A 26,673-nucleotide genomic window follows, 5' to 3' on the forward strand; every position below is an offset into this window, starting at 1 on the left:
GTTGAGGGTGCCGCGAGGAAACTTCCGATGAAGCGAAACAGGACACCACTAGCTCGAAGGTGTTCCATTTTTCTGCACTGTGCCGGTAATCCTCTTTCGTTCCTGTCCGATAAAGGCATGTGAGAAGAGGTCTGCCCGGTATGGATGTGAACGAACAAGAGGAGCGGGACGAAGACATTCGCCAATTCCTCATCGAGAGCAACGAAAACCTCGCCACGCTCGATGACGAGATCGTCAAACTCGAAAAGACGCCCGAGAACAACGCGCTGATCTCCAGCGTCTTTCGCACGATCCATACCATCAAGGGAACGTGCGGCTTCTTTGGCTTCGACCTGCTCAGCGCCACCGCACACATTACCGAGAACATCCTCGCCCAGGCCCGTGCGGGCCAGCGCACGCTCACACCCGACGTCATCTCCCTCATCCTCGAAGCGGTCGACAAGATCAAGATTCTGCTGGTGAACATCGAGCAGACCGGCGTCGAAGGTGATGTCGATTGCGCTGAACTCATCGGCCGCCTGGAAAAGTGCCACGACGCCTGCGGCTCCGAAGCGGCGCAAGCTGCCCCTGCCGCACCACCACCTGTGCCTGCGCCACCCGCTCCGATGGTGGCCCCGGTTGCAGTTGCCGCAGCACCCGCTCCTGTTGTCGTAGCCTCACCGCCCGCGCCAGCTCCGGTAGCCGCACCGCCTCCTCCGCTCGTGCAGCCTGCTCCACCGCCACCGCCCCCACCAGCTCCAGTCGCTGCGGCACCGCCTCCAACGCCAGCGCCTCCTCCAGCACCAGCCGCGCCTGCTGCTCCTGCCAAGGCCCCCGCCGCTTCTACCGACTCCACCATCCGCGTCGATGTCGGCCTGCTCGACAAGCTGATGAACCTCGTCGGCGAGCTCGTCCTCGCCCGCAACCAACTCCTCCAGAACTCCAGCACGCAAAGCTCCTCGCTCCAGAAGACCACGCAGCGCCTGAACCTCATCACCAGCGAGCTGCAGGAAGGCGTGATGAAGACGCGCATGCAGCCCATCGGCGTCGTCTGGAACAAGCTGCCGCGCGTCGTGCGCGATCTCGCCTCTCAGGTCGGTAAGCAGATCTCGATCGAGATGATCGGTGCTGACACCGAACTCGACAAGACCATCATCGAGGCCATCAAGGACCCGCTTACGCACATCGTCCGTAACTCCTGCGATCACGGCGTAGAGAACCCCGCGACGCGCACCGCCAAGGGCAAGGATCCCGAAGGCCGCCTGCTGCTGCGCGCCTTCCACGAAGGCGGCGTCGTCAACATCGAGATCACCGACGACGGCGCAGGCATCGACCCCAACAAGATGCGTACCAAGGCCATCGAGAAGGGCCTCATCACCGAAGAGCAGGCCGCGCAGATGAACGACCAGTCCGCCCGCGAGCTGATCTTCGCCCCCGGCTTCTCGACCGCCGAGAAGGTGACCAGCATCTCCGGTCGAGGCGTCGGCATGGATGTGGTCAAGACCAACATCGAGAAGATCGGCGGCAACGTTGAGATCCTCGAAGGCAAGCCCTACGGCACCACCATCCGCATCCGTATCCCGCTTACGCTCGCGATCATCCCCGGCCTCATCGTCTCGCTCACGCCGAAGCCCGCTGGCCAACACGGCAGTATCGCCCGCGACGAACGCTTCGTCGTCCCGCAGGCGAACCTCCTCGAACTCGTCCGCGTCGAAGGCCCCAAGATCGAAGAGCGCATCAAGAGCCTGCACGGCACCCCGATCTTCCACTATCGCGGCCAGCTACTTCCGCTCGTCTATCTCCGCCGGATCCTTGGAAAGGCCATGCCCGAGGGCGACCCAGAGGCCGTCAGCATCGTCGTCCTGCAAGCGGAGAATCGCAGCCTCGGCCTCGTCGTCGATGCGATCCACGACACGCAGGAGATCGTCGTCAAGCCACTCGGTCGCCAGTTGAAGGGCCTCGACTGCTACCTCGGCGGCACCATCATGGGCGACGGCCTGCCCGCCCTCATCCTCGATGTCGCCGGCCTCGCACGCCTCGCAAACCTTCAAGGCCGCAACTCCTCAGCCACTGTCGATTCCTCGCGATCCGGTCCGCAGCAGGCCGCGCTGCCTACCAAGATGCTGCTGCTCTTCCGTGCCGGAAACTTCCATCGCATCGCTGTCCCCCTGCCGCTCGTCGCCCGCCTGGAGAAGATTCCCACCAACACGGTCGAGCGCGCCGCCGGCCACGCCGTGCTGCACTATCGCGGCGACATCCTCCCGCTCGTGGATCTCGCCTCCGTGCTCGAGCCCGGCTCCGGCCACGACGCCTTCGCGGAAGAGATCATTCAGCTTATCGTCTTCACCGACGGCGCTCGCCGCATCGGCGTCATCGTCGACCAGATCGTCGACATCGTCGACGAAGCCGTCACCGTCCGCCGCGGCGCTGCGGCTCCGGGGCTGCTCGGCTCCGCGGTCATTGGCGGCAAGATCACCGACCTCCTCGACCTACACGCCGTCGTCAGCGCCGGGGGAGGGAACTGGCTCAACTCCGACGACATCGGCTCGCAGGGCCACACCATCCTTCTGCTCGACTCCTGCCTGCCTGCCCGCGAGATGATCGCCGAGTACCTTGGTGCTTCGGGCTTCGATGTCACCTCTGCCAACTCCGTCGGGGATGCCATGCCACGCATTCGCCAGTCGCGATTCGACATCGTCATCGCTGCGGTACCGGAAGGCCGTTCCGGCTTCGATACGCTCAAGGCCCTTCGCCGCGACAAGCAGTTCGACCGCACGCCTATCCTCGGCCTCGTCGATCACCCCGAGCAGTTGGACGCATACGTCCCCGACGGCCTCTCCTACGACGCCCGCATCATGCGCTCGAACCGCGACGAACTCATTGCATCCATCTCCGCCCTCGTCCGTCCCAGCGGGCACTATCACCAGGCTATGTACGAGGAGGCGGCATGACCCCATCGACTGAAGACTCCCGCCAATATGCAACCTTTCGCGTTGCAGATTTGTTCCTCGGTGTTGAGGTGCTGAAAGTCCAGGAGCTTATCCGCCGCCAGGAGATGAGTCCCGTGCCGCTCGCGCCGAGGGCCATCGAAGGCCTCATCAACCTGCGCGGACAGATCGTCATCGCCATCGACACTCGCCGAAGCCTCGGCCTTCCGCCCGCCGAAGGCGAAGACACGCGCGTGAATATCGCCATTCGCTCCGGCGACTCCGTCATCAGCCTGCTCGTCGACGAGGTCTGCGACGTCATCGATCTTCCCCTCTCCGCGCGCGCTCCCGTTCCGGAGAACATGCCCTACGAGCAGCGCCAGATGATCGAATGCGTCTTCCGCGCCAAGGACGAACTCATGCTCGTCCTCGATACCAACAACGTCTTTGAGAACGCCTGCAGTTGAAGCCAAATCTAGATTTCCAACTCAGTTTCAAAACACGGAGAGGACCAGGTCATCATGGAAACGAATCTCGAAAATGTACACGAAGAAGCACAGCAGGTAGCGGACCCGATTGACCTCGTTCGCCGGCTCGCCGCCGTCGCTCGTACCCAGGCTGTGGTCGAACTCGATCTCGACGGAAAGATTCTCTTCACGAACGATGTCTTCGCGAGGCTGGTGGGTTCTACTGCGAATGCGCTTGTAGGCACGCTGCACAGTTCGCTTCTTCGCTCAGCGGACCAACGCTCACCCGAGAACCGGCAGCTGTGGGACGATCTCCGCCAGGGCAAGTTTCACAGCGGTACTTATAGGATGCTCTCTGCCGATGGCGATCCCATCTGGTTCGAAGGCTCGTTCAATGCCATCCCGAGTTCGGACGGCAAGGGCAACCGTGTCGTCATGTTCGCCCATGACATCACGAAGGTGGAGTTGGAGCGGCAGGACTCGCGCGCGATTCTCGCTACCGTGAATCGCATGAATATGTTCGCCGAGTACAGCCCGGAAGGAATCATCCTCACCGTGAATGAAAACTTTACAAAGGCCTTCGGATACGACGCCTCCGAGATCGTCGGACAGAACATCTCACGGCTCAACTTCTCCGATGCCACCAGCCAGGAAGAATTCAGCGAACTGTGGGGCATCGTCCTCTCGGGGCGGCACAAGAACCAGGCCTTCAAGCGCAAGTCGAAGGACGGCCGCGTCATCTGGATCGGTGGCACCTTCGCGCCAGTGCTGGACGATAAAGGCGGTGTGGTCAAGATCATCTCCATCACCAGCGAGATCACCCAGCGCATCGTCGACGAAGAGAACCGCAATCGCCAGTTGGAAGAGACCAAGCACACCAAGGCGATGATCGAGTTCACCAATGAAGGCATCATCCTCGACGCCAACGACAACTTCTGCCACGTGATGGGCTACACGTTGCCAGAGATCAAGGGCAAGCACCACCGCATCTTCGTCGATCCCGCATACGCAGCCAGCCGCGAGTATGTCCAGTTCTGGGAAGACCTGAACCGCGGCAAGTTCCAGACCAGCGAGTTCAGACGCATCGACAAGAATGGCAAGGATGTCTGGATCGAGGCCACCTACAGTCCGCTCTTCGACATCAATGGCAAGGTAGACCGCGTCACCAAGCTAGCCACCGATATCACCGCGCAGGTGCGTGCGAAGGCCGACGCGGAGGCCGCTGAGACTCGCGAAAAGGCCGCCACCGCCGAGCTCCGCCACAAGGTCGACTCTCTGCTCGCCGTTGTCGCCGCGACTGCCAATGGCGACCTTACGCAAACCGTCACGGTCACTGGTGAAGACTCCATCGGCCAACTCGCTGCCGGCCTCACGAAGCTCATCACCGATCTCCGCTCCAGCATCTCCGGCATCGGGCAGACTGCCGGAGCTCTCTCCGCAGCGTCGTCGCAGCTGCTCAAGATCAGCCAGCAGGTGCTCACCAACTCCGATGGCTCCTTGCAGAAAGCCAAGACCGTATCGCAAAACAGCGAACAGGTCTCCGCCAACGTCTCCATCGTCGCGGCAAGCTCGGAAGAGATGCTCGCATCCATCCGCGAGATCTCGAAGAGCGCTTCGGGTGCATCGCGCATCGCCCGCACCGCAGTGAGCATGGCCGACGAGACGACCCAGACCATCGGCAAACTCGGCGTCTCCAGCCAGGAGATCGGCAAGGTCATCAAAGTCATCACGTCAATCGCTCAGCAGACCAATCTGCTCGCCCTCAACGCGACTATCGAAGCGGCCCGCGCAGGTGAAGCAGGCAAGGGCTTCGCGGTTGTCGCCAACGAGGTCAAAGAACTCGCGAAAGAGACTGCCCGCGCCACCGGCGAGATCAGCCTGAAGATCGAAGCCATCCAGAACGACACCAAGGCTGCGGTCAAGGCCATCGGAGACGTAAGCTCCATCATCAACGAGGTCAACGATATCTCAGGAACCATCGCTTCGGCGGTCGAAGAGCAGACCGCGACCACCAATGAGATTGGCCGCAACGTGACCGATGCTGCGAGAGGCACCGGCGACATCGCCCGCAACATCACCCTGGTGGCGGAGTCGGCGGAGTCTACCACTGCCGGGGCGCGCGACACCGAGACCGCCGCCAAGGAACTCACCGAGATGGCCAACCAGCTTCAGGTGCTCGTACAGCGCTTCCGCATCGCCGCATAACCAACAGACACTTCGCCCTCTCGCACCGCGCGGGAGGGTCGCCAACCGAAGGGAACCGCCATGAAGAAGGCACTCGTCGTCGACGATTCAAGGGCCATCCGCACCATGCTCTCGCGCATCCTCGTCCGCTACGGCTTCGAGGTCGCGCAGGCCGGTGACGGATCGGAGGCGCTGGTCGTGCTCGAACAACACCACGGAGACTTCGATCTGCTCTGCGTCGACTACAACATGCCCGTGATGAACGGTCTCGAACTGCTGAGCGAGATGCGCGAGCAGCCGCGCTTTGACGACATCCCCATCATGATGGTCACCACCGAGACGCAGATCGACTTCATCACATCAGCTCTCGCGCTCGGGGCCAACGAATACGTTATGAAACCGTTCACCGACGTCATGGTTCTTGAAAAGCTACAGACCCTCGGTCTCGTTCCTTACGAATGAATCTCTCCAACGCTTCGAACCAACACTCCGCCAGAGACTGGCAAGACAGCCGCTGGCAGAAAGGAACTGCAGCCTTCATGACGATGCTTCTCGAAAGCAGCCACTCCCAGGCGACCAAGATCCGCGTCCTCGTCGTCGACGACTCCAGCCTCATCCGCCGGATGGTCTCGCGCATCTTCGAAAGCGACCCCGAGATCGTCCTCACCGGCACCGCGCGCAACGGCATCGACGCGCTAAGCAAGCTCGGCGAGATGAAGCCGGATGTCGTCACGCTAGACGTAGAGATGCCCGAGATGGACGGCCTCCAGACGCTTCGCGAGATCTCGAAGACCTATCCCTCCGTGCGCGTCATCATGCTCAGCAGCCTCACGGAGCGCGGCACAAGCACCACACTCGACGCCCTGATGCATGGCGCAAGCGACTACGTCACTAAGCCCACGCAGGGCACGGAGTCGGCCTACGAGCAGCTTGCCGTGCAGCTCCTCTCCAAGGTCAAACAACTCTTCCCGAAGTTGAACTCCAACAAGCTCGCGGCAAGCGTCGCCCGCGCCAACGCTACCTCCTCCGCGCCAGCTCTCTCGCATCCTCCGGCGGAGATCTGCTGCATCGGCGTCTCCACCGGTGGCCCCAGCGCGCTCTACGACATTTGGGGACAATTTCCGAAGAACTTCCCTCTGCCCATCGTGCTCGTGCAGCACATGCCGGCGATGTTCACGCAGATGCTAGCCGACCGGCTGCACAGCGTCGGCTCCATCCCTGTCGTCGAAGGCAAGGAAGGCATGATGCTGATGCCCGGTCAGGCCGTCATCGCTCCCGGCGGCTATCACATGCGTGTCGCGCGGCAAGGCCGCGAGCTCATCGTGACCCTCGACGAAGGCCCCAAGGAAAACTCCTGCCGCCCCGCTGTCGATGTCCTCTTCCGCTCCGTCGTTGAAGTTCTGGGAGGCCGCGCCATCGCCGCGATCCTCACCGGCATGGGCCAGGACGGTCTGCTCGGCGTGCAGGCACTGAAGGCCAGGGGTGCCGTCATCCTCGCGCAAGACGAGGCCACCAGCGTCGTCTGGGGCATGCCCGGTGCCGTAGTCGCCGCCAAGGCCGCCGACTACGTTCTTCCCCTCGACAGAATTGTTCCCGAGATCCTCAAGAGCATTCGATACCGATGACGAATCCAAACCCCATATCGCGCCTCGAATACCCTGGCTCCCAGTCGGCCAGCGCCGCGCCGCTGATCTCGCCGCGCAACTACACCTTCCTGCAGACCTACATCTATCGCGAGTCCGGCATCGTGCTCGACGAGGACAAGCAGTATCTCTTCGAGAGCCGCCTTCGTCCTATCGTCGTGCGCGAAGGTCTAGCCTCCATCGATGCACTCTGCGACCTGGTCGCAACAGGCCGCTCGCCCGCGCTCGCCACGCGAGTCATCGATGCGATGACCACCAACGAGACGCTCTTCTTCCGCGATACAGCCATCTTCGAGGTCATGAAGACACAAGTTCTTCCGGAGCTGATCGCCGCTGCTGGTTCACGCAAGCTTCGCATCTGGTCGGCTGCGTCCTCCACCGGGCAGGAGGCCTACAGTCTCGCCATTACGCTGCTCGAAGCACGCATCGATCCCGGCCGAGTGGAGATCATCGGCACCGACCTCTGCGAACAGGTCGTCGAGCGCGCGGCAACAGGCAAGTATGTTCAGTTTGAAGTGGGCCGCGGCATGCCCATTCTTCTCTTGATGAAGTACTTCACCAAGGTCGGCCTCGACTGGCAGATCAAGCCTGAGGTCCGCAACATGGTCCACTTCCAAAAGTTGGACCTTAGGGGAAGCTTCGCCGCACTCGGGAAATTCGACCTTGTTCTTTGCCGGAACGTGCTTATCTACTTCGACGCCGCGACCAAGGAACAGATCATCGCCTCCATCCACAAGACGATCCTGCCTGGAGGCATGCTTGTCCTCGGCTGTGCCGAGACGCTCATCAGCGTCGATCACAAGTACGAGCGCAAGGTCTTCGGTCACTCCACCTTCTACGCCGTTCGATAGGACAAACCCATGCTTGCCGAACTCCTCACTCCCGAAAACATCGACGTTCAGATCACGGTCGCGCAGCAGGCCTTCACGGTTCTGGCCGACATCGAAGTCTTCCCTGTTCCGCCAGCCCCCGAACTGGTGGTCCTCGATCCCAACGAGATCGCCGACATCCGCGCCACCATCTGCTACATGGGCGAGTCCGAGGGCAGCATTCGCATCGAGTGCAGCCCCTCCATCGCCTTCGCCTTCACCGAGCGCATGACCGGAGCCGAGTTGCCGCAGGCCTTCAACGAAGACGTCCGCGACGCCATCGGCGAACTCATCAACACCATCGGCGGCAACCTCAAAGGCCTGCTGCCGGCGGGCACACGCATCAACACGCCGTTGGTCTTCCCCCAGCCTGCGGACAAGCTCCACCACCATGAGCCCGAGCCACAGCTAAGCTGCCTCAACTTCAACTCGCAGTTCGGCCCCTTCAGGATAGTGCTCCTCGACACCCTTCCCGACGCGGCCTAGCGGCTGCTCCACATCTCGCCTTTGAGATATGGGGCACACGCTAGATATGGGAGCTGTGCCCCATTCATCGCAGTCTCACCGCGATGAATGGGAATTCGTGCGAAGCACGAATCGCTTTCAATACCACTAAGAAACGTCATCTCGACCGGACCCTGAGCGCAGCGAAGGGGTAGTGGAGAGACCCCCCGCATTTGCTTTAGGCTCTTACCGGCTCAAACGAAGCGCCAACTGCAACACCCTCTGCTCGGTAGTCGTACTGGTAATACTTCCAAACGCCGCCGCCCCAAAGCTGCCATTCGGCTGCGCAAACGCAGGCGTATTGGTCACGTTGAACAACTCCGCTCGAAACTCCACATCATTCTTTTCGAGGACGCGCGTGTGCTTCACCAGCGCCATGTCGAGATCGCGGAACGCCGGCCCGCGCACCGGATTTCTCGAAGCATTTCCCAGCGTGAACTCCGGTGCCGTCGCAAACGCGGCCGTGTTGAAGTAATGCGCGGGCGTCCGCCGGCCGGGGCTCAGCGAAGAATTCGCGATGATGTTTGGCCGCTGCAGCGAGAAGCCCGCAAACGCATTATTGTTCGTCGCCTGCGTCACCGTGACCGGCATACCGGACTGCAGCGATGCAATCCCATTCACGGCCCATCCCCCCGCGATCACACTCGCAATGCCGCGCGATGCGAAGCTATGCCCACGTCCCGCCGGCAGCTCATACGTTGCTGCAAGCGAGGTCACATTCGGCATGTCGCCATTAGACGAATCCCGCTCCAGCCGCGGCTGGAAGGTGTCTGCCGCGATCAGGCTGCTCGAGTTCGGCGACGACAGCACGGTCGACGAGAACACCGAGGAAGCATCGTCGATCAGCTTCGAGTGCGTGTACGCCGCCAGGAAGTAGAGCCCATGCGTCACACGCTGTTCTACCTTTACCTCTAAGGCGTTGTAGTTAGTTGTGCCGCTGTTATTGCGATACGTCGCAACGTTCTGGAAGCGCGGATACGGCTTCAACAACTGTGCCGCGGCGATCGTCTTGGTCCCGATCGGGCTGGAGACGGGAATCTGGCCGTAGTAAGGATTCGTAACCTTCCCAGTCAGCGCTGTCGGATCGGTCAATCCCACCGCAAGCTGCGCTGCGGTCAACTGGTTCAGGTTCGAGTCGGGAATGCCAACATGCACAATGTGCGATCCGACATAAGCCACATCTACGGAAAGACTATTCGTAACCTGTCGCTGCACCGCGAGGTTCCACTGCTGCACGTATCCCGATCCAGCCTTGCGGTTCGCGGTGTAGACGCTCTGCCCAAGTCCGGCATTTGCGTTCAAGGTGATCGGCGCTACAGTCGGCCCGTTCGCCAGCGTGAATGCGGAGTTGATGCTGTCCTGCGTCTTCTGCTGCACGTTCTGGATAAACGGAAACTGCGGCAGCGTGAAGGGTGTCGTGATACCCGACTGATCGATGAAGACGATGCCGAAGCCCGACCGCACTACGGTCTTCGGTGTCAGCAGATAGGTGAAGCCGAGCCGAGGCCCAACGTTGTCCCAGTGAAGCTCACGCGCACTCTTCGAGTTGCCATCCACGCCCGCGTAATCCAGCTGCTGCGTCGCAAGATTGAAGACCGCGCCCTGGTTGTTCTTCTCGGTCGAAGGCGAATGCAGCGTCCATCGCGCTCCGATGTTCAACGTCAGCTTGTCGCTCGCGCGCCAGTCGTCCTGGATGAAGTACTCCTGGATGTGGTCGCGCGGCCGCAGAATCGATGTCTGCAGATCGATCGAGAACGTATCGACCTGCCCGAGTAGAAAGCTTGCCAGCGCGTTACCGCCCATGGTCGTCGTGGACGCCGCCGTCTGCGTGTCCGTTCCCGTCGTCGTGAACGCAAACGATCCTGTGGGACTTGGCGGAGCCACGGCATTCAACTGGTAGAAGCGCACGTCCGCGCCCCCCTTGATGGAGTGCCGCCCGAACGTGTAATTCAGCGTCTCTTCGAACTGCCACACGCCCGTCTGGTACTTCGAGAACGTGCTCGCCGTCGATCCAATCTGCTGGAAGCCGGTAATCGTAAACAGCGGCAGCGCATTGTTGAACGCCGCATTCGTTGGGATGCCCGGGATATTCAACGCAGCTGACGCCGTATCGCCCAGCGTCGGCCCAACGATGTCGTTACTGCGCCGTGTATAGCCCACATGAACATCGTTCAACAGGTGAGCATTGAACGTATGCGTCTCGTCAAAGACCGCCTGCTGTCCAAGCACATTCGACAGCCCGGCCACGCTGCCTGTTCCAATAATCCCGCTCAGCACCGTACCTCCGCTGCCCGGCAACGAGGTGATCGGCAGCTCGACATCGCTGTAGTAGGAGTAACGCCCAAACGCACGGTCCTTCGTCTTATAGGCTCCATCCATGCGGAAGTCGAACTGGTTCTGGTGGTCGGCATCGTTCGCCGTCCGCGTGTAGTTGTTCGCGGCACCAGACTTCGTCGGCACAGGAAAGCGGTTCAGCAGCGCCAGTGCGACTGGGTCGAACGGCGTTGTAATCACGTCGTTCGCGAACTCCTGCCGAATGTACTTGCCGTCTACCGTCTGCGTCGTCGCGGGGTTGTAGATCTTTGATACCCCGGTAAAGATGCCCTGCCGCTCCAGCAGAGTCGGCACTGTCGAAGTCGCAGGCTTGCCGATCAACTGCTTGATGCCCTGGTAGTCGCCGAAGAAGAACAGATGATTGCGCAGCACCGGCCCGCCCAGCGTCGCGCCATAAAGGTTTCGCCGATACTCCGGCTTCGCTCCGGTGGCCGCAAAGTAGTTGCGCGAGTTGAGGTCTTCGTTGCGGAAGAACTCATATAGGCTGCCATGAAACTCATTCCCGCCCGCCCGCGTTGCCACGTTCACGACGCCGCCGTTGAACCGGCCAAACTCCGCAGGCACGTTGTCAGCTTCGACCGTGAACTCCGCAATGTCATCGACGATGGGGAAGAACGCGACCTGCCCCGGCTCCGGCTGCAGCGCAGAGATGCCGTCGTAAACATACTCGTTCGTACGCGGACGACCGCCATTGATGCGCGGCAGCACCGTGCCGGGCGGCAACGCCACTCCGGGAGCCAGTGTTGTGAGGTTGATGAAGTTCCTGCTGTTCAGCGGCAGGCCCACGACCGTACTCCCAGCGATGTGCGTCTCAATGTCGCTCTCGCCTGCCTGCATCAGCGGAGCGTCCGCCGTCACGCTCACCCTCTGCCGGTCGCTACCCACCGTCAAAGTCAGCGTAACGTCCACGGTCTGCCCGACCGTTGCGGTAATTCCACTCCGAGTCAGATGTTCGAACCCTGAGACTGCCACATCCAGCCGATATTCGCCCGGCACCAGTTGCGAGAACAGGTAATCTCCCGCCGAAGAACTGATCGCCTGCTGGGTCACCCCCGTCGCCGCCTGGGTCAGAGTCACCTGGGCGTTCGGCACCGCCGCGCCCGAAGGATCGACAACTCTCCCTTGCAGCCTGGCTGCGATCTGCGCGAGCGTGGGCGACGAGGCGATGACCAGCAAAAAGGCGACGAGGAAGAGGTTTCTTAGTTTCACGCAGGGATCTCCTGAAGTTGCTGCGTCAGGCGGCAACCGGTCTTGAAGGGAAGAGGAACGAACAGGCAGCATCTACCCGATGCTGGTCCGTGGAACCTGACCTGTAAGGTTTCCTAACGAAATTATATGTTTCGATTCATATAGTCAACGAATGAGACGCAGCTCTCCCCGACCGGGTTACAGCTCTTATTCAGCGTCCAGCCGCTCCACCATCACGTCTGTTGACTTGATCAACGCCGCCGCGCTGTCGCCCTTTTTCAGGCGAAGCTCCCGCACCGCGCTTGCGGTGATGATCGCCGTGATCTGGTTGTCCCCAGCGCCGATCACCACCTCCGCCAGCAGGCCCTCCACGCGAACGCTGAGCACCTTGCCGCAGATCTGGTTCCTTCCGCTCACCCTGCGAAACCGTGCGCGCGACTCAGCCTCCGGCTTGAGGCTGTCCTTCGCCAGCAGCGGCCGCAGCGCGATCTCGGCGATCCGGTGATGCCCTCCCGGCGTCTGCACGGTAGACAACTTACCGCTCAGAATCCACTGCTTGATCGTCGGGTAGCTGATACCCAGCATCCGTGCCGCTTCGCGAGGTGTAAGCATCGGTGTCCGGGTCGCCATGCACGCAACTCTACCAGCGTCGTGTCCCACCCGCAAAGCATCGCCGACGCGCGCCCAAGATCATTGCGCTAACTGGCCGGTCAGCGTCAGGTCCACGTCGACCTCCTTTGCCACCTTCAGAATGAAGATGCTGGGGTCCTTCATGCCCCATTTCACGTAGGGCACGACGAAATGGGTCTTGGCGGTGCAGCGGCCGCCTTCGATATGGATCTGCATGGGTACCGTCAACTCATGCGCGTCGCCATGCACCGTGAAGATGCCACTCACCTGGATCGTGGAATCGCCGCTGGCCGCAATCGTCCCCTGGTAGCTCTTCGGCGCGAAGGAGATGTCGGCAAACTTCGAGATCTCCAGAACCTCACCCCACATCCTCTCGTCACGAGGGCCGTTGCCGGTATTGCCGCTGCCAGCGGAGACGACAACCAGGCCCGAGATCTTCGCCGCGCTGCGGTCGAAATCGACCGCTCCGCTCTTTACATGGAACGTTCCCTCGGTATCGTGTGCAGACCCGGAAAGTTTGAAGGCGACGGAGCTGGCATCGGGATTCACCGAGAACCTCTGCTGCTGTGCGAGTGCGCGACACGGCGCCAGCCCGCTCAACAGAAGCACCGCAGCCGTAAACATCGCTGGAAAGCTCGACTTCATCTTGGTCACCCTCGAATCCCTTGCAGTCACTTGCAGTTACTTGCAGTCTCAGGCCAGAGTGAGCGTGTTGCGACACACCTAACTACATTGTGAGGCCAACAAGCGGCTCTGTGAGGAGCTGCCTCCGCCAGCCTGAAGCACCTCGAAACGAAAAGCCGCTTGCGCTCACTGCTATACTGCGCGCTATTCGTGAGGAAGTGATTGGGAGTTGGCTATGTTCAGGAGAGCTTCAGCCGCGGTATTCACTCTGGCCGCCACCTTTGCGGCGGTGCATCTCGGATCTCCGTCGGCTGCTGCGCCTTCCGTCATGGCCGACGCTAAATCGCCGGCGATCGCTGATTCAGTGTCGACACCCGCCTATGCGGGCGGCTGCAGCGCGTATGCGTCGACCGGTGCTGCGAAGCCGGAGACCGGACCCCAGGACGAAAACGCCGCTGCCGCTACCAGTGTGATCGACAGCTTCTTCAGCCTGGACGCGGGCAGGAATCCCGCCTTGCCCTCCACGGTCCGGTTTGCCATCGTTCTTGCGCCCGATCCTCGCCACACCAACCTCAGCCTGATGTTCGATCGCGAGATGGCGATGCTCGTGCAAGCCGCACAGGACCAGGGCTACGACTACAACTCCTCATGGTTGCCCTGGAAGCAGGATTCCTCGCCGGCTCTGACTCATCTAGGCGATCGCCAGTATGCGGAGGACCTAACCAGCCAGCGCGAGAACTGCCCGGGCGTGATCCTCTTCCGTCGCCGCACCCAGCCCGGAACCGAGGACTTCAGGCAAGGTCTGGTGGTCTTCGTCGTCGGCGAACAGGCCACGGGAGGCATCAACGAGGGGCAATGGTTCAATGCATTGTTATGGCTGAGCAAGCATGCGGGTCTCAACGGCCCCGATGCATCCGCAGGGAAGACTCCGACGAAATCCATTGCAGGCGATGGGATCCTGCGTATCCTGGGCCCCACGTTTACCGGATCGCTGCCTGCACTCCGCCGCAACCTCAAAGCTCTTTACGATCCAGACCCGCCGCAAGCCGGCGGTGCTCCAGCGCCGCCAGCAATTCTCCGCGAGATATTTCCATCGGCCCGCATTCTCAGCGGCAGCGTAAGCAGTTGCTCCGCCGTTCAGTGGTTCGAGCGTGAACTTCCGCGGGACACAGCGAAGCCTCCTGCCACAGCGACTTGGCATATCGACTTCGGCACCTTCCAGGAGAACGACTCCGTCCACATCTTCCGTCTGATGAAGTTCCTCAGCTCCCAAGGCACACCTCCATCCGACACCGCCATCCTCTCCGAGGACGATACCGCCTACTCCGAGCACGAGCGCGTAGACTCTCCCTGCGACTTTCCCTACGCCCAGGACAACCGCCCGATTCACCTCGTCTTCCCCCGCGACATCTCCGCCCTTCGCAGCGCTTACGAGAAGCAGGCGGTCTTCGAGGGGTCAGGCCCCGGCCTCAAGGATCGCGCCCATCCGATCCTGCACGACGATGCGTCGAGCGATTCCGGGCAGTCAGAGATCACCGACACCATCGCCAGCTCCAGCGGCAGCGTCGCCGCGATCGACCAGGAGGCCTCTCTCTATGGCATCGTCAGTATCCTGCGCAATCACCACTCGCGCTATCTCATCCTGCGCTGCACCAACCCGCTGGACTTCCTCTTCCTGACCCGTTTCTTCCACCGCGCCTATCCGCAGGCTCGCATCGTAACTGTCGGCTCTGACCTGCTCTTTCGCCGCGAGATCGACACTACGGAGTTCCGCGGCGTGCTCGCGGTCTCCAGCTATCCTCTGCTGCCAAGAGCGCAACACTGGTCCCGTATCACGGAAGACAAATGGAACGAGCAGGATCACAACCACCTCGTCTTCCAGGGCAGCCTCGCGGAAGGCATGTACCTTGCCGCGCGCTACACGTTGCAGGGAGCGAACCTGCCGAGCCCGAACTCCGATCCGCAAACGGACCAATCCTCCGCCGTTCCCCTGATCCCCTTTCAACAACCGCCGCCCGAGTGCGTGGCCATGACCGGCCCGTGCCCGGCGCTGAAGATGTACCGCGCTTTTCCCGCACCCGATTACTCCGATCCGTTCTGGTTTCATCCCACGATCTCGGCCCCGAATTCTACCCACGAGAAGTTCAGCACTCACCCATCCACCTGGATCAGCGCCGTCGGTCGCGATGGATACTGGCCGATAGCCGTCATCAACAAAGATCAGATCGCAGGCATCTGTCTTGAAGATGAAGACAATCGATGCGCCGAGAATGCCTCCGGCAAAGCGCCTCCCGTCTCTACTGTCCTGGACCTGATTGAGCCCGATCCCGCAAAGCTCGCGAAGACCGGCGATCCGCACACTCCCGCGTCCGCTCTCGTTCAGCACTATGAGTTCAAGCGAGCAGCTCCGCAGGATCAGCCCCGAGTCTTCAATCCCCGGCTCAGGATGAGCCTGCCCCTGCCATGGATCCTCGCCGCTCTTCTCGCAAGCGCGTTGCTCGGCTACCAGGTGTGGGGGTTCATCAATGGAGGAGTCAATCCCTCGGACGGCCTCTTCTCGGTCTTTCGTCTCTCGGAAGACCCGGCGCATGGCGTCCTGCTTGCCGTCGGCTGCTCCTTGTCCGTGATGTTGCTCTTCGAACTGGGTGGAGTCTTCTTCGTCCCTCCAGATTTCTTTCTCATCAGCGGTTCGAAGGCCTATATCTTCACCGTGTTCACCGTGCTTCTCATCGCGATCGTGGTCATCTGTTGCTGGTTTGTACGGCGGAAGGCGCAGCTGGAAGAGCTGGGCGCGCCACCTGATCCGGGCTACCTCTTTCGCGCCCTCGGAGCCTGCGCAGGCTCTGGCATCCTCTTCATGGTCCTCTTCTGGTTCTGCTACCTCTCGCGCCTGGACCAGGTCAACGCCATCCCCCGGTTTTATCGCATGATCCACATCACGGACGGCGTCTCGCCGCTACTTCCGGTACTCCTGCTGACCTTCGGCTTCTACCTTTGGAACTGGCAGGCGATCGCCGGAGACCTGATGCTCGCTAGGGGATGTCCCACGCTGCCGCGTCTGCGCCGCGAGGGCGCGATCCCAGGCGGCTGGTTTCAGATCGGACCCCTAGGTCGCACCTTTCCCCCGCAGCCGGCCGCCGGCGACGGTCCCAATACGCTGGAGGCGGAGAATACCCGCATTAGCCATACGCTCGGCAGGGAGATCCTTCGCTTTGCCCACCCGTTCTGTTTCGCCAACCGCATCATCGCCGCACCGGTCTTTCTTTTCATCGCAACGTGCGTCTGCTTCGAGTGGACACGTAACCTTCCGCTTCTGGGGCTTGAGAGCAGTAGCTTCAACATCGTGGTCGACGGCATTCTGCTGATCGCCCTCCTCTTCACCGCTACTGAGGCACTGCGCCTTTACTCCACCTGGGTGCAGCTGAGAACGTTGCTGCTTGCCCTCGGTCGCCTGCGTCTGCGCAGAACCATCTGCCGCCTCCGTCCCATCGAGGCGAACTCCATCTGGAGCGTCAGTGGCAGTGTGCGCCGCGTCCAGTACGATCTCTTCCGGGATCAACTCGACGCCGCGAAACGGCTGCTTCGCCTAACCCACGGAAACTCGTTGGGTCATGGCCCTCTCCAATACCTCCCGAATGTGGAGCTCTACGGAGAGTGCTTCGCAGAGCTCATCGAGTCCCAGAACCCCACCCGGACCGCCTGGTGCTCTCCCATCGCCCCGACCACACCGGCAGAACCTGCCGCCGCGCCTCCACCGCGCGAGCTGCGCGATGTTCTCGCCGACGCTGCCGGCGAAGTCTGCAACCGGCTCATCGGAATCTGGGACGCTGAGACAGAGTCGCTCAACCTCGAAGGAGTCGGAGCCGCCTCAGACGATCATTCCAAAGAGATTCCTCTAAGCGGCGAAGCCAAGGTCCGCGCCGCTGAAGAGTTTGTCGCCTACCACTACATCTCCTTCATCCAGAACATCGTCGCCCGCATGCGGACCATGACTCTCTCGATGATCTGTCTCTTCATTACCGTTTGCTCCGCCATCTCGTTTTACCCCTTTGTTCCGCGTACTGAGGTAAGTGTCTGGCTCGCAATCAACCTGCTGCTGATTGGTGCCGCCGTTGCTTACGTCTACGCGGGCATGGAGCGCGATGAGATCCTCAGCTATATCGCGAGCACCACGCCGGGCCGTCTGGGAACGGACTTCTATGTGCGCCTTGCAGGATTTCTCGCCGGGCCACTCATCGGCATCCTCACGACACAGTTCCCGTCGATCACAGAGACCGCGCTGCAATGGCTGCAGCCCGGACTTGACGCGATCAAGTAAGCGGAATGCGCACTGCGCATCATGCGGGGATATTATTGGAGCACCGAATGGGATTTGAACCCATGAATACTGGTTTTGCAGACCAGCGCGTTAGCCACTTCGCCATCGGTGCTCTTGAATCGCCTGGAGCCGGCAAATGCCACACTCCCCGCAATCGTTGATCCTATCGTACAACCTTGCCTTCGACTCAATCCCTAGCGGGTTGCGAGCGCAAGGTCCTTCCTCGCCAGATACCAGGTTGCCACGTTCAGCCCGGCTCCGCCACCGTTGGTCCTCCTCGCCGCATCGGCCAGAGTAGCCGGAGCAGGCACGATCACCTGCTGGCCTGGCTTCCAGTTTGCCGGGCAGCTTACGCCGTTTGCGTCCGCCGTCTGCAGCCCCTGGAACATCCTCACCAGCTCCGCCACATTGCGGCCAAGCTGAGCAGGGTAGTACATCAGCGCCCGCACCAGGCCCTGCGGATCGATCGCAAACACCGCGCGCACCGTGGCCGTATCGTTCGCCACCTCATGCACCAGCCCATAAGCCTGCGAGACCTTCTGATCGAGGTCTGCGATCACAGGAAAGCGGATCTGGACCCCAGCCATCGCCTCCAGGTCGCGCACCCACGCGATGTGTGAGTAGATCGAGTCGATGGACACGCCCACCAGTTGCACGTTCAGCCGCTCAAACTCGTCCTGGTGCTTGGCAAACTCGATGAACTCCGTCGAGCACACCGGCGTAAAGTCCGACGGGTGCGAGAACAGCAGCACCCATTTGCCCTGCGCTGTGTAGTCGCTCAAGCGGATCGGGCCGTGCGTGCTCGTCGCCTCGAAATCCGGTGCTACTTCAAGAATCCGTGGAATACGTCCTTCGCTCATAGCTGCTCCTATCCATGAAACCAAAAAGAATGCCCGGGTGCCCCATCCATCGCAGTCTTATCGCGATGGGTGGGACGTAAACCCTTCCCCAGCCCTTCATGCACGAAACAAAAACCCCACCCTCGCTTCTCAGCGTCCGGGTGGGTTTTCTCTGCTCTTCGAAATGCTTCGCTTACTTCGAGTCGCTTATCCCATCATCCCGGAACACACCACGTCACATCCGCAGCAACAGCAGCGGCAGCAAGGCGTGTTCGAGAGGGAAGTCATCGTCATAAGCTCTAAACTGAATCTGTACCGCAGCCTGCCCTGAGTTCTATGCGGGTATGGCCGAGGAGGCTGTTTGACCTCCTTGCGGTAACTTCGACCTTACGATTTCGAGGCTTTCATGTCAATCCCACCCCCGTCTTCCGGAAAAGGCGCCACCGGGTACGCTCTCGTCGATGTCTTCGCCGAGTCGCCCCTCGAAGGCAACATGCTCGCCATCTTTACCGACGCCCGCCATCTCTCGACCGCCACCATGCAGGCTCTCGCCCGCGAGACCAACCTCGCCGAGACCACCTTCATCATCCCGCGCGATGCGGCCATCGAAGCTGAGCGCGGCGTTCAGGTGCGTATCTTCACCACGCAGGAGGAGCTTCAGTTCGCCGGCCATCCCACGCTTGGCACCGCAACCTGGCTCTATCTCAATCACCCTGTCCTGCGCGGGTCGGAGACGATCACGCTCGATCTTCCCGTAGGCCCCATCACCGTGAAGTTTGATTCGCAGGACGCGACGAAGCCAGGCGTCTTCGCCACGATGCAGCAGAAGGCTCCCACCTTCGGCACAATCCACACGCCAGAGGCCATAGCAGCCGCTCTGGGGCTCTCCGTCGATGACCTTGACCCATCGCTGCCAATCCAGACCGTCTCCACCGGCATGGCCTTCTGCATCGTTCCGCTGCGCTCGATGGAAGTCGCATCACGCCTCTGCATACCGCAGGACCAGGCGCAGTCCTATCTCGACTCCTGCGATGCGAAGTTTTTCTACTGCATCACGCGCGCGGACGAAGGCTCGTCCGCCGACTGGCACAACCGCATGCAGTTCTACAACGGAGAAGACCCCGCAACTGGTTCTGCTTCCGGCTGTGCCATCGCTTATCTCGTGCACCATAAGGCGGCGGTCAATGACCAGGCAGTTGTATTCGAGCAGGGCATTGAGATCAATCGGCCCAGCCGAATCGAAGTTAGGGCCGCTTTTTCAACCGATCAACAATCGATTCCCGATTTGGTGTTCGTCGGAGGACGCACCATTCCCGTTGCATCCGGTTCCTTTTTCCTGCCGTGATACACCGGATTCCCACAAGGAAAAACCGCGTTTAACCGCCAATTCACGCATACTTCGACTTTTTGCTTCGTTGGCAAGAGCAAAGAAATCCTTCGCTTCGCCAAATCTTCGCACTTGCGAAGTCCATGAGCCGTTCGTAATGTTGGGAAGCGTTACAGGGACAGCGGACGTTCTTACGAACTTCCTCTTTGCTCCTCAAAACAGTCTTTCGCCTGCTTTACCACAACTTGAGTTGAGAGAAGCCTCGCTGCTTGTCCGCCCCGGTTCAGATCTCCATCAGCTTCGCTGATGCGGGCCCTTGAATCCGCTGCCGGACATCGCAGACGCTCGCCTTCACTCGCACATCGCCCCTGCTTGCAAGGCGATCTTCACCTCCACGTGTGAAGATCGCGCCCGCCGCAGTAAGGCCATCTGCGTTCCATGAAGCCAGCGTGGCAACCTGCCCTGACTCCTTGCACGATGCAAGGCGGACCAGCAAGCAGGGCTTCTCTCGCACCCGTGGCCGCGCCGTTCCATGCCTCTAAACGAGGTCGAACGGCCGGCCGGGGGCACTGCTTCCTTCCGGAGCAGACAGGAGAGCCTCGTCTCATCGAGCCTCTTCCGTCTTCCTCCCAACGGCGCAGACGCCTTTCCTCGCTCTCAATCCACCGGGCGCGATCGCGGGTTCGTCCGAAACCATGCTGCCACGATGCGCCTCGCAACAAACGAGCACATCCCCGCGGCCCTCTCCGCCGCACGGCCCTACCAGCCGCGCCGGCAGATCCTGCGAGCCCCAATGCGCCCCAAGAAGTCGATCCTCTGTGTTGACAGCAACGAACAGCCTCTCTCAGTTCGTAAGTTTCTCCTCGAAACCCGCGGCTACCGCGTGATCACCGCCACCAGCTCCCAGCAGGCTCTTGAGATCCTCCGGGCATCCATCCCCGGCACGCTCGACCTCATCCTTTCAGATCTCATCATGCCGCAGATGGACGGCAACGAACTCGTCCGCCGCGCCAAGCAGCTTCACCCCGGCCTGCCCGCGATGATCGTCTCCGGCACCGTCACCTCGTTCGACCGCGCCATCGCCGCCGATGTCTTCCTCCCCAAGGGCGCTTGCTCCGCCTCCGAGATGCTCGAGCGCATCCGCGTCCTCGTAGCTCGCAAGCGAGGCCCCAAGAAGGCCGTCAAGCCCGACTACATCGCGCCCGACTTCGCTCCAGCCTCGTCGATGTCCTCCTTCGCCCACGCCGCAGCCAGCTAGGCCTGCCAGGAAAGCTTGTCATCCTTCGCCGCAGGCGGAGGATCTGCTTCTTCTCCGGACCGCCACCAATCTGTGCCCCATTCATCGCGCCGTTGCCTCACGCGATGAGTGGGTCTGGGCGACGAACGCCTCCAGCTCAAGCCAAGCGCGAACCTTCTTCATCCCACCGCTGTAAACTCGTCGCAATGTTCTTCATTCACTCAGACATCCGGAAAGCACCGCGGCCAACAATGACTGCTCTGAAGCTCGCCCTTATGGCATCGCTCCTCCCCGCCACCCTCGCCTCCGCCCAGCTCGTTCACCAGATCCCCGAGCAGACCCTCACCGGCTGGCAGATGCAGGACACCTCCAAGGTGGCAGGCAAGCCCGCCGAGGTCTCAAGCCCCGCCTTCAAGCCGGAAAATTGGTACAAGGCAACAGTCCCCGGAACGGTCCTCACCACGCTGGTCGACAATAAGGTCTACCCCGAGCCCCTCTACGGCGAGAACATGCGTTCCATCCCTGAGAGCCTCAACAAGGCCGACTACTGGTACCGCACCACATTCATGGTCCCCGCCTCGCACAAGGGCCGCCACACCTGGCTGCACTTCGCCGGCATCAACTACGAGGCCCAGATCTGGGTCAACGGCCATCAGGCCGGCTCCATGCGAGGCGCCTTCATCCGCGGCGACTTTGACATCTCCGACTTCGTCAAGCCCGGCACCACCGCAGCTCTCGCCGTCCTCATCTCGCCGCAACCGCACCCCGGCAAGCCCGTGGAACACACCGTCGCCAACGGAGTCGGCGTCAACGGTGGAGATACCGCAATCGACGGCCCAACCTTCCTCTCCACCATCGGCTGGGACTGGTTGCCCGCCGTCCGCGACCGCGATACCGGCATCTGGCTGCCCGTCACTCTCTCTGCCAGCGGCCCTGTGTTGATCAAACAACCCTTCGTCACCAGCGAGATCGCCGCAGACCACGGAACCGCCGATCTCACCGTCGCCGCCACAGTCAACAACATCACCGCCGCGCCCATCACCGGCACACTCACCGGCACCATCAAGGGCCCCGGCGCAGAGCCCATCAAGTTCAGCAAGCAAGTCTCCATCGACGCGAACAGCGCCACATCCGTAACCCTGGACACCGCCTCCATCCCCGCCCTCCACATCAGAGACCCGCACCTCTGGTGGCCGAACGGCTACGGCAAGCAAAATCTCTACAAACTCACGCTCTCCTTTGAGCTCGCCAAATCTGAAGCTCTCTCCGACGCCATCACCACCAACTTCGGCATCCGCAAGATCGACTACTCCGTCTCCGACTCCGAGAACCTCACCCTCTCCGTCAACGGAGTCCGCATCATGGTTCGCGGCGGCAACTGGGGCCTTGACGAAGGCATGAAGCGCATCCCGCGCGAGCGCCTCGACGCGCAGTTCCACATGCACGCCCTCGCCAACCTCAACCTCATCCGCAACTGGGTCGGCCAGAGCACCAGCCCCGACTTCTACGACATGGCCGACAAGTACGGCATCCTCCTCTGGGACGAGTTCTTTCAACCCAACCCCAGCGACGGCCCCAACCCCGACGACATACCCACCTACCTCGCCAACGTCACCGACAAGGTTCTCCGCTACCGCAACCATCCCGCCATCGCCGTCTGGTGCGCCCGCAACGAGGGCTACCCGCCCAAGGCACTCGACGACCAACTCAAGATCATGATGGCGAAGCTCGACCCCACCCGCCTCTATCAATCGAACTCAGCCGATGGCCGCGGCGTCTCCTCGCACGGTCCTTATCACTGGCGCTCGCCGCACCTCTTCTACAACCTCAACGAGAGCTTCAAGACCGAGACCGGCTCCGTCTCAATCCCCACAATCGAGTCGATTCAGGGAATGATGCCCGAGAAGGACTGGGAGACCCAGAACGACGACTGGGCCCAGCACGACCTCGCCCATGGTGCACAACGCGGCGACGCCTACCCCTACGAGCTCGCCAGACGCTACGGCCCCATCCGCAACCTCGCCGACTTCGTCCGCAAGGGCCAGCTCGCCAACTACGAGGCCTTCCGCGCCATGTACGAAGGCCGCAACGCGCAGATGTTCAAGGCCACCACCGGCGTCATCACGTGGATGAGCCATCCCGCGCAACCCAGCTTCGTCTGGCAGCTCTATCACTACGACCTCGATCCCAACTCATCGCTCTTCGCCGCGAAGAAAGCCTCCGAGACGATCCACGTCCAGCTCAATGAAGCCAATCATGGCGTCGAAGTCGTCAACAACACGCCCGAGCCGCTGTCCGGCCTCAAGGTCCACACCACCCAATACCTTCTCGACGGCAAGATCGTCGGTGAAGACACAAAGCCCATCGCAAACCTCCCCGCCAGCAGCACCATCAAGGTCTATCAGTTCGTCGAAGCAACACGCGAAGCTCTCTACTTCGTGAAGCTCGATCTCACCGACTCAGCGGGCAAGCTCCTCTCCACCAACTTCTACTGGCAGAACGTAGCCCAGGAAGACTTCACCGGCCTCGAAAAGCTCCCCACCGTCACGCTCGACGCGAAGGCAACCTCGACCACCGAAGGCAGTAACACCTTCATCAAAGTCACGATCCACAACCCATCGAAGTCGATCGCATTGATGACCCATCTTCAGCTTCACCAGAAGCAATCCGGCAAGCGCGTCCTACCCGCCTTCTACTCCGACAACTACGTCACGCTCACGCCCAACGAAGCGCGCACCATCACCATCGAAGCCGCCACCAAAGACCTCGCAGACGACAGCCCTCTTATTGCCATCGACGGCTTCAACATCGACGTCAAGCCTTCGTCAGGCGAAGTCTCCATAGCTCCAAACCTCAACGCTCAACCCATGCACTGGCCCGCCTCCAACCTCGTCCCTCATCAATAAATCCGGGTGTCCCACGTCTCCACTCTGAGACGTGGGACACTTGCGCGAACGCGCGAACCGCAACCCCTCACCCATTCAAAACCGCTCACTTTTCTCCCCACTTGATTCTTGTCATCCTTCGCGAAGCGGAGGACCCGCTTCTGTCTTTGCCGTGGCCTGTTCTTCCTAAATAGCTACCAAACTCCGGGTGCCCCATCCATCGCGGTCGTATCGCGATGGGTGGGAACGTATACCCTCAACCCAGTCCCTCTCCACCCACCATGCTCGCTTACACAAAATCCCGCTTCCACGCGGTCCGCGTCCGCTTCGAGAACCACGTCCCCACCAGTCCGCTCAACGCGCGCCTATGGGAGTTCTTCCTCTTCACCTTCAAGCAAGCCTGGGCATGCCTCTTCGGCGGGACGCTCCTCACCCTCGTCCTCCTCACAAAGCTCTTTTATCCCCCTCACGCATTCCTCGCCCGCTATGACTTCCTCTTCCTCGTAGCCCTCGCCATCCAGGCACTCCTGCTTATCCTCCGCATGGAGACCGTCCGCGAAGCCAAGATTATCTTGGTCTTCCACATCGTCGGCACGGTCATGGAGCTCTTCAAGACACAGCTCGGCTTCTGGCAGTATCCCGAGGCAAGCTTCTTTCGTCTCGGCCATGTTCCACTCTTCTCCGGCTTCATGTACGCCTCGGTAGGCAGCTTCATCGCCCGCATCACCCGCATCTTCGACCTCCGCTTCACCCGCTACCCCAGCGCGAAAGCCACGTCAGTCCTGGCGATTCTCATCTATGCCAACTTCTTCACCCACCACTACCTTCCCGACATCCGCTACCTGCTCTTCCTCTTCATCGCGATCCTCTTCGGCCCCACATGGATCTACTACCGGCCTTATCAGAAGCACCGTCGCATGCCGCTGCTGCTCGGCTTCTGCCTGGTTGCCCTCTTCATCTGGCTCGCAGAAAACATCGGCACCTTCGCCAACATATGGGTCTACCCCAACCAGCACAACGGCTGGCACGTAGTCCACTTCCAGAAATTCGGGAGCTGGCTTCTGCTGATGATCATCAGCTTCATCCTGGTCACTCTCGTCCACAAGCCACGCCCACCTGTGGCGACCGAATACCAGCAGCCTTGATGCTTGCATCCTCCTCGCGTCAATCCTTGTCATCTTTCGCGAACCGGGGCCGGGAAGCGGAGGATCCGCTCTTTCCTTTGCCATTGCCTATTCTCTTCCCTAAGCCACAACCGTTCGGGTGCCCCATCCATCGCGTCTTTGCGATGGGTGGGACGTAAGCAGTCAACCCGGCATACTCACCGCTGCGCCCCATCGACCGCCACCACTAACTCCTTCAGCTTCGCCATCTCCACATCACTCACCGCAACAACCTCAAGCCCCGCAGCATGCGAGTCCAAAATATGAAACCCTGAGGCCCGCACCTCCGTAGCACCCCCAGCCTCTGATCCAGCCTTCTCCATCAGGAAAACCGAGGCCCGATGCTTGCCCACGCTATAGATCAACTGCGCCGCCGGACGATGCCCAACATAAGTCAGGTTCGCCCCCTCCAGCGTCGTCCCTTCAGGCAATCCTTCCGGCACGTTGAAGCTGAACGGGATCTTCCCCTGGAACCATGGCTTCACCGTGTGCCGGTCGGAAGACAACACCTCCGGTGCTGCGCTTGCAGCCATCGTTGCTACATGCTGATCTGTAATCTCCGTCGCCAGCCCCTGCTCGATCTTCTGCGGGGTGAGACGCCACCATCCCATGCCTGCGAACGCAACGAACAGGGCCGCCGCAACCGCCCACTGCCTCCAAACCCCGCGGCTCGCAGTGGGCTTCGCGTCACGACTGTTACCTAATCGTGCGCGCAAATCGTCGGGCAACGTATACCGCCGCCCCACCTGCGCCGTCGTCTGCTTCAGCATCATCCTTGTCAGTGCGTCCGTGGTGCACTCCGCGCAACTCGCAAGATGGGCCGTCGCAGTCGCCATCTCCTGCGAAGACAGCTCGCCGTCAGCCAACGCGCTCATCGACTCATCCGATAGATGTTCCATCATCTCCGCACGCCTCTCGCAACGTCCTTCAATAGTTCCTCCCGTAGCTGCCGCCTCGCGCGCGCGATGCGCGACATCACCGTGCCCATAGGAATCTCCAGCACCGTGGCAATCTCGCGGTACTTCATCTCCTCCACATCGCACAGCAAAATCACCTCGAGCAGCGGTGCGGGCAACTGCTCCATCGCCGCCTCCACCGCGGCCCGATCGCTCATCTGCAGGAAGAGGCTCTCCGGCGTCGCCCACTCAACCGCTCCATCCGGGACGACCTCAGTTCCGCTCAACTCATCTTCGAGCGCAATGGTCCGCCGCGTTTCAAGCCCCGTCTTCGAAGTCAGAAAGGTGTTCCTCAAGATGCGAAAGATCCACGCCTTGAAGTTGCTGCCAGCCTCGAACCCGGCATAACCGCGCAACCCCTTTAGATATGTCTCCTGCACCAGGTCCTCGGCATCGGCAGGAACGCGCGCCAGCCACGAAGCGAGGTTGTAGAGCGCAGGCAGCAGCGGCTCCGCCATCTCCTCAAAGCTTCGGGTCGATTCCGCCTGTTCAGGCGCGGCACGCTTCCACGCTAATAACGTCATCGGTGCTCCGCTTCACCCATGCAAACTATAAAGCTTCGAAAATATTCCCGGAATAAATCTTGGGTTCGCTGGTTT

Annotated in this window: 19 protein-coding genes and 1 tRNA gene; 12 read left to right on the plus strand and 8 right to left on the minus strand. The window is 61.1% G+C overall.

Annotation, left to right across the window (positions count from 1 at the left end):
- Positions 1-140 precede the first annotated feature (140 nt).
- The 7 genes from OHL18_RS06860 to OHL18_RS06890 all read left to right on the plus strand — a co-directional run bounded on the left by OHL18_RS06860 (position 141) and on the right by OHL18_RS06890 (position 8,555).
- The gene (locus OHL18_RS06860) at positions 141-2,930 is read left to right on the plus strand and encodes a hybrid sensor histidine kinase/response regulator (protein ID WP_263374071.1); all 2,790 of its coding nucleotides are present in this window, start codon (positions 141-143) and stop codon (positions 2,928-2,930) included.
- Positions 2,927-3,373, plus strand: coding sequence for a chemotaxis protein CheW (locus OHL18_RS06865; RefSeq protein WP_263374072.1), 447 nt, complete (start codon positions 2,927-2,929; stop codon positions 3,371-3,373). Before OHL18_RS06860 ends, OHL18_RS06865 begins: the two co-directional genes overlap by 4 nt.
- A 54-nt stretch (positions 3,374-3,427) precedes the next feature.
- Positions 3,428-5,578, plus strand: coding sequence for a methyl-accepting chemotaxis protein (locus OHL18_RS06870; RefSeq protein WP_263374073.1), 2,151 nt, complete (start codon positions 3,428-3,430; stop codon positions 5,576-5,578).
- A gap of 60 nt (positions 5,579-5,638) precedes the next feature.
- Complete coding sequence (locus OHL18_RS06875; protein ID WP_184214907.1) at positions 5,639-6,019, plus strand: response regulator; 381 nt, start codon at positions 5,639-5,641, stop codon at positions 6,017-6,019.
- 77 nt (positions 6,020-6,096) lie between these two features.
- On the plus strand, positions 6,097-7,182 hold the full coding sequence (locus OHL18_RS06880; protein WP_263374074.1) for a protein-glutamate methylesterase/protein-glutamine glutaminase: 1,086 nt from the start codon (positions 6,097-6,099) through the stop codon (positions 7,180-7,182).
- A complete protein-coding gene (locus OHL18_RS06885) occupies positions 7,179-8,051 on the plus strand; it encodes a CheR family methyltransferase (RefSeq protein ID WP_263374075.1) in 873 nt (290 codons plus the stop codon). Before OHL18_RS06880 ends, OHL18_RS06885 begins: the two co-directional genes overlap by 4 nt.
- A 9-nt stretch (positions 8,052-8,060) precedes the next feature.
- Positions 8,061-8,555: a chemotaxis protein CheX gene (locus OHL18_RS06890; RefSeq protein WP_263374076.1), complete on the plus strand. Its 495-nt coding sequence runs from the start codon at positions 8,061-8,063 to the stop codon at positions 8,553-8,555.
- A gap of 204 nt (positions 8,556-8,759) precedes the next feature.
- Here the strand turns inward: OHL18_RS06890 and OHL18_RS06895 are convergent, their stop codons facing one another.
- The 3 genes from OHL18_RS06895 to OHL18_RS06905 all read right to left on the minus strand — a co-directional run bounded on the left by OHL18_RS06895 (position 8,760) and on the right by OHL18_RS06905 (position 13,370).
- On the minus strand, positions 8,760-12,116 hold the full coding sequence (locus tag OHL18_RS06895; protein ID WP_263374077.1) for a carboxypeptidase-like regulatory domain-containing protein: 3,357 nt from the start codon (positions 12,114-12,116) through the stop codon (positions 8,760-8,762).
- A gap of 186 nt (positions 12,117-12,302) precedes the next feature.
- Positions 12,303-12,725, minus strand: coding sequence for a helix-turn-helix transcriptional regulator (locus OHL18_RS06900; RefSeq protein WP_263374078.1), 423 nt, complete (start codon positions 12,723-12,725; stop codon positions 12,303-12,305).
- 60 nt (positions 12,726-12,785) lie between these two features.
- Positions 12,786-13,370 (minus strand): YceI family protein, encoded by a 585-nt coding sequence (locus OHL18_RS06905; RefSeq protein WP_263374079.1) that lies wholly within the window; start codon positions 13,368-13,370, stop codon positions 12,786-12,788.
- Positions 13,371-13,584: 214 nt separating this feature from the next.
- Between OHL18_RS06905 and OHL18_RS06910 the strand changes: the two genes are divergently transcribed.
- Positions 13,585-17,667 carry a hypothetical protein gene (locus tag OHL18_RS06910; RefSeq protein WP_263374080.1) on the plus strand — a complete coding sequence of 1,361 codons (4,083 nt, stop codon included), beginning with the start codon at positions 13,585-13,587 and terminating at the stop codon, positions 17,665-17,667.
- Positions 17,668-17,703: 36 nt separating this feature from the next.
- Here OHL18_RS06910 and OHL18_RS06915 read toward each other — a convergent pair.
- Positions 17,704-17,779: transfer RNA gene (locus OHL18_RS06915), tRNA-Cys, on the minus strand.
- An 82-nt stretch (positions 17,780-17,861) separates the two neighbouring features.
- Positions 17,862-18,527, minus strand: coding sequence for a peroxiredoxin (locus tag OHL18_RS06920; RefSeq protein WP_263374081.1), 666 nt, complete (start codon positions 18,525-18,527; stop codon positions 17,862-17,864).
- Between the two features lie 385 nt (positions 18,528-18,912).
- On the opposite strand from OHL18_RS06920, the gene OHL18_RS06925 reads away from it, so the two are divergent.
- Positions 18,913-19,851 (plus strand): PhzF family phenazine biosynthesis protein, encoded by a 939-nt coding sequence (locus tag OHL18_RS06925; RefSeq protein WP_263374082.1) that lies wholly within the window; start codon positions 18,913-18,915, stop codon positions 19,849-19,851.
- A gap of 265 nt (positions 19,852-20,116) precedes the next feature.
- Here OHL18_RS06925 and OHL18_RS06930 read toward each other — a convergent pair whose 3' ends face one another.
- The gene (locus tag OHL18_RS06930; protein ID WP_263374083.1) at positions 20,117-20,329 is read right to left on the minus strand and encodes a hypothetical protein; all 213 of its coding nucleotides are present in this window, start codon (positions 20,327-20,329) and stop codon (positions 20,117-20,119) included.
- A gap of 210 nt (positions 20,330-20,539) precedes the next feature.
- On the opposite strand from OHL18_RS06930, the gene OHL18_RS06935 reads away from it, so the two are divergent.
- From OHL18_RS06935 to OHL18_RS06945, 3 genes are all read left to right on the plus strand, one after another.
- The gene (locus OHL18_RS06935) at positions 20,540-21,091 is read left to right on the plus strand and encodes a response regulator (protein ID WP_317890469.1); all 552 of its coding nucleotides are present in this window, start codon (positions 20,540-20,542) and stop codon (positions 21,089-21,091) included.
- A 254-nt stretch (positions 21,092-21,345) separates the two neighbouring features.
- Entirely contained in the window at positions 21,346-23,976 is a 2,631-nt protein-coding gene (locus OHL18_RS06940; protein WP_263374084.1) for a glycoside hydrolase family 2 protein, read from the plus strand.
- 215 nt (positions 23,977-24,191) lie between these two features.
- Positions 24,192-25,100, plus strand: a complete 909-nt coding sequence (locus OHL18_RS06945; protein WP_263374085.1) for a DUF817 domain-containing protein — start codon at positions 24,192-24,194, stop codon at positions 25,098-25,100.
- A gap of 176 nt (positions 25,101-25,276) precedes the next feature.
- On the opposite strand, the gene OHL18_RS06950 is transcribed toward OHL18_RS06945, so the two are convergent.
- Positions 25,277-26,020 (minus strand): anti-sigma factor family protein, encoded by a 744-nt coding sequence (locus tag OHL18_RS06950; RefSeq protein ID WP_263374086.1) that lies wholly within the window; start codon positions 26,018-26,020, stop codon positions 25,277-25,279.
- On the minus strand, positions 26,017-26,598 hold the full coding sequence (locus OHL18_RS06955) for a sigma-70 family RNA polymerase sigma factor (RefSeq protein WP_263374087.1): 582 nt from the start codon (positions 26,596-26,598) through the stop codon (positions 26,017-26,019). The genes OHL18_RS06950 and OHL18_RS06955 overlap by 4 nt, the downstream gene beginning before the upstream one ends.
- Positions 26,599-26,673 lie beyond the last annotated feature (75 nt).

Source organism: Granulicella aggregans (assembly GCF_025685565.1).
Taxonomy (GTDB): Bacteria; Acidobacteriota; Terriglobia; order Terriglobales; family Acidobacteriaceae; genus Edaphobacter; species Edaphobacter aggregans_B.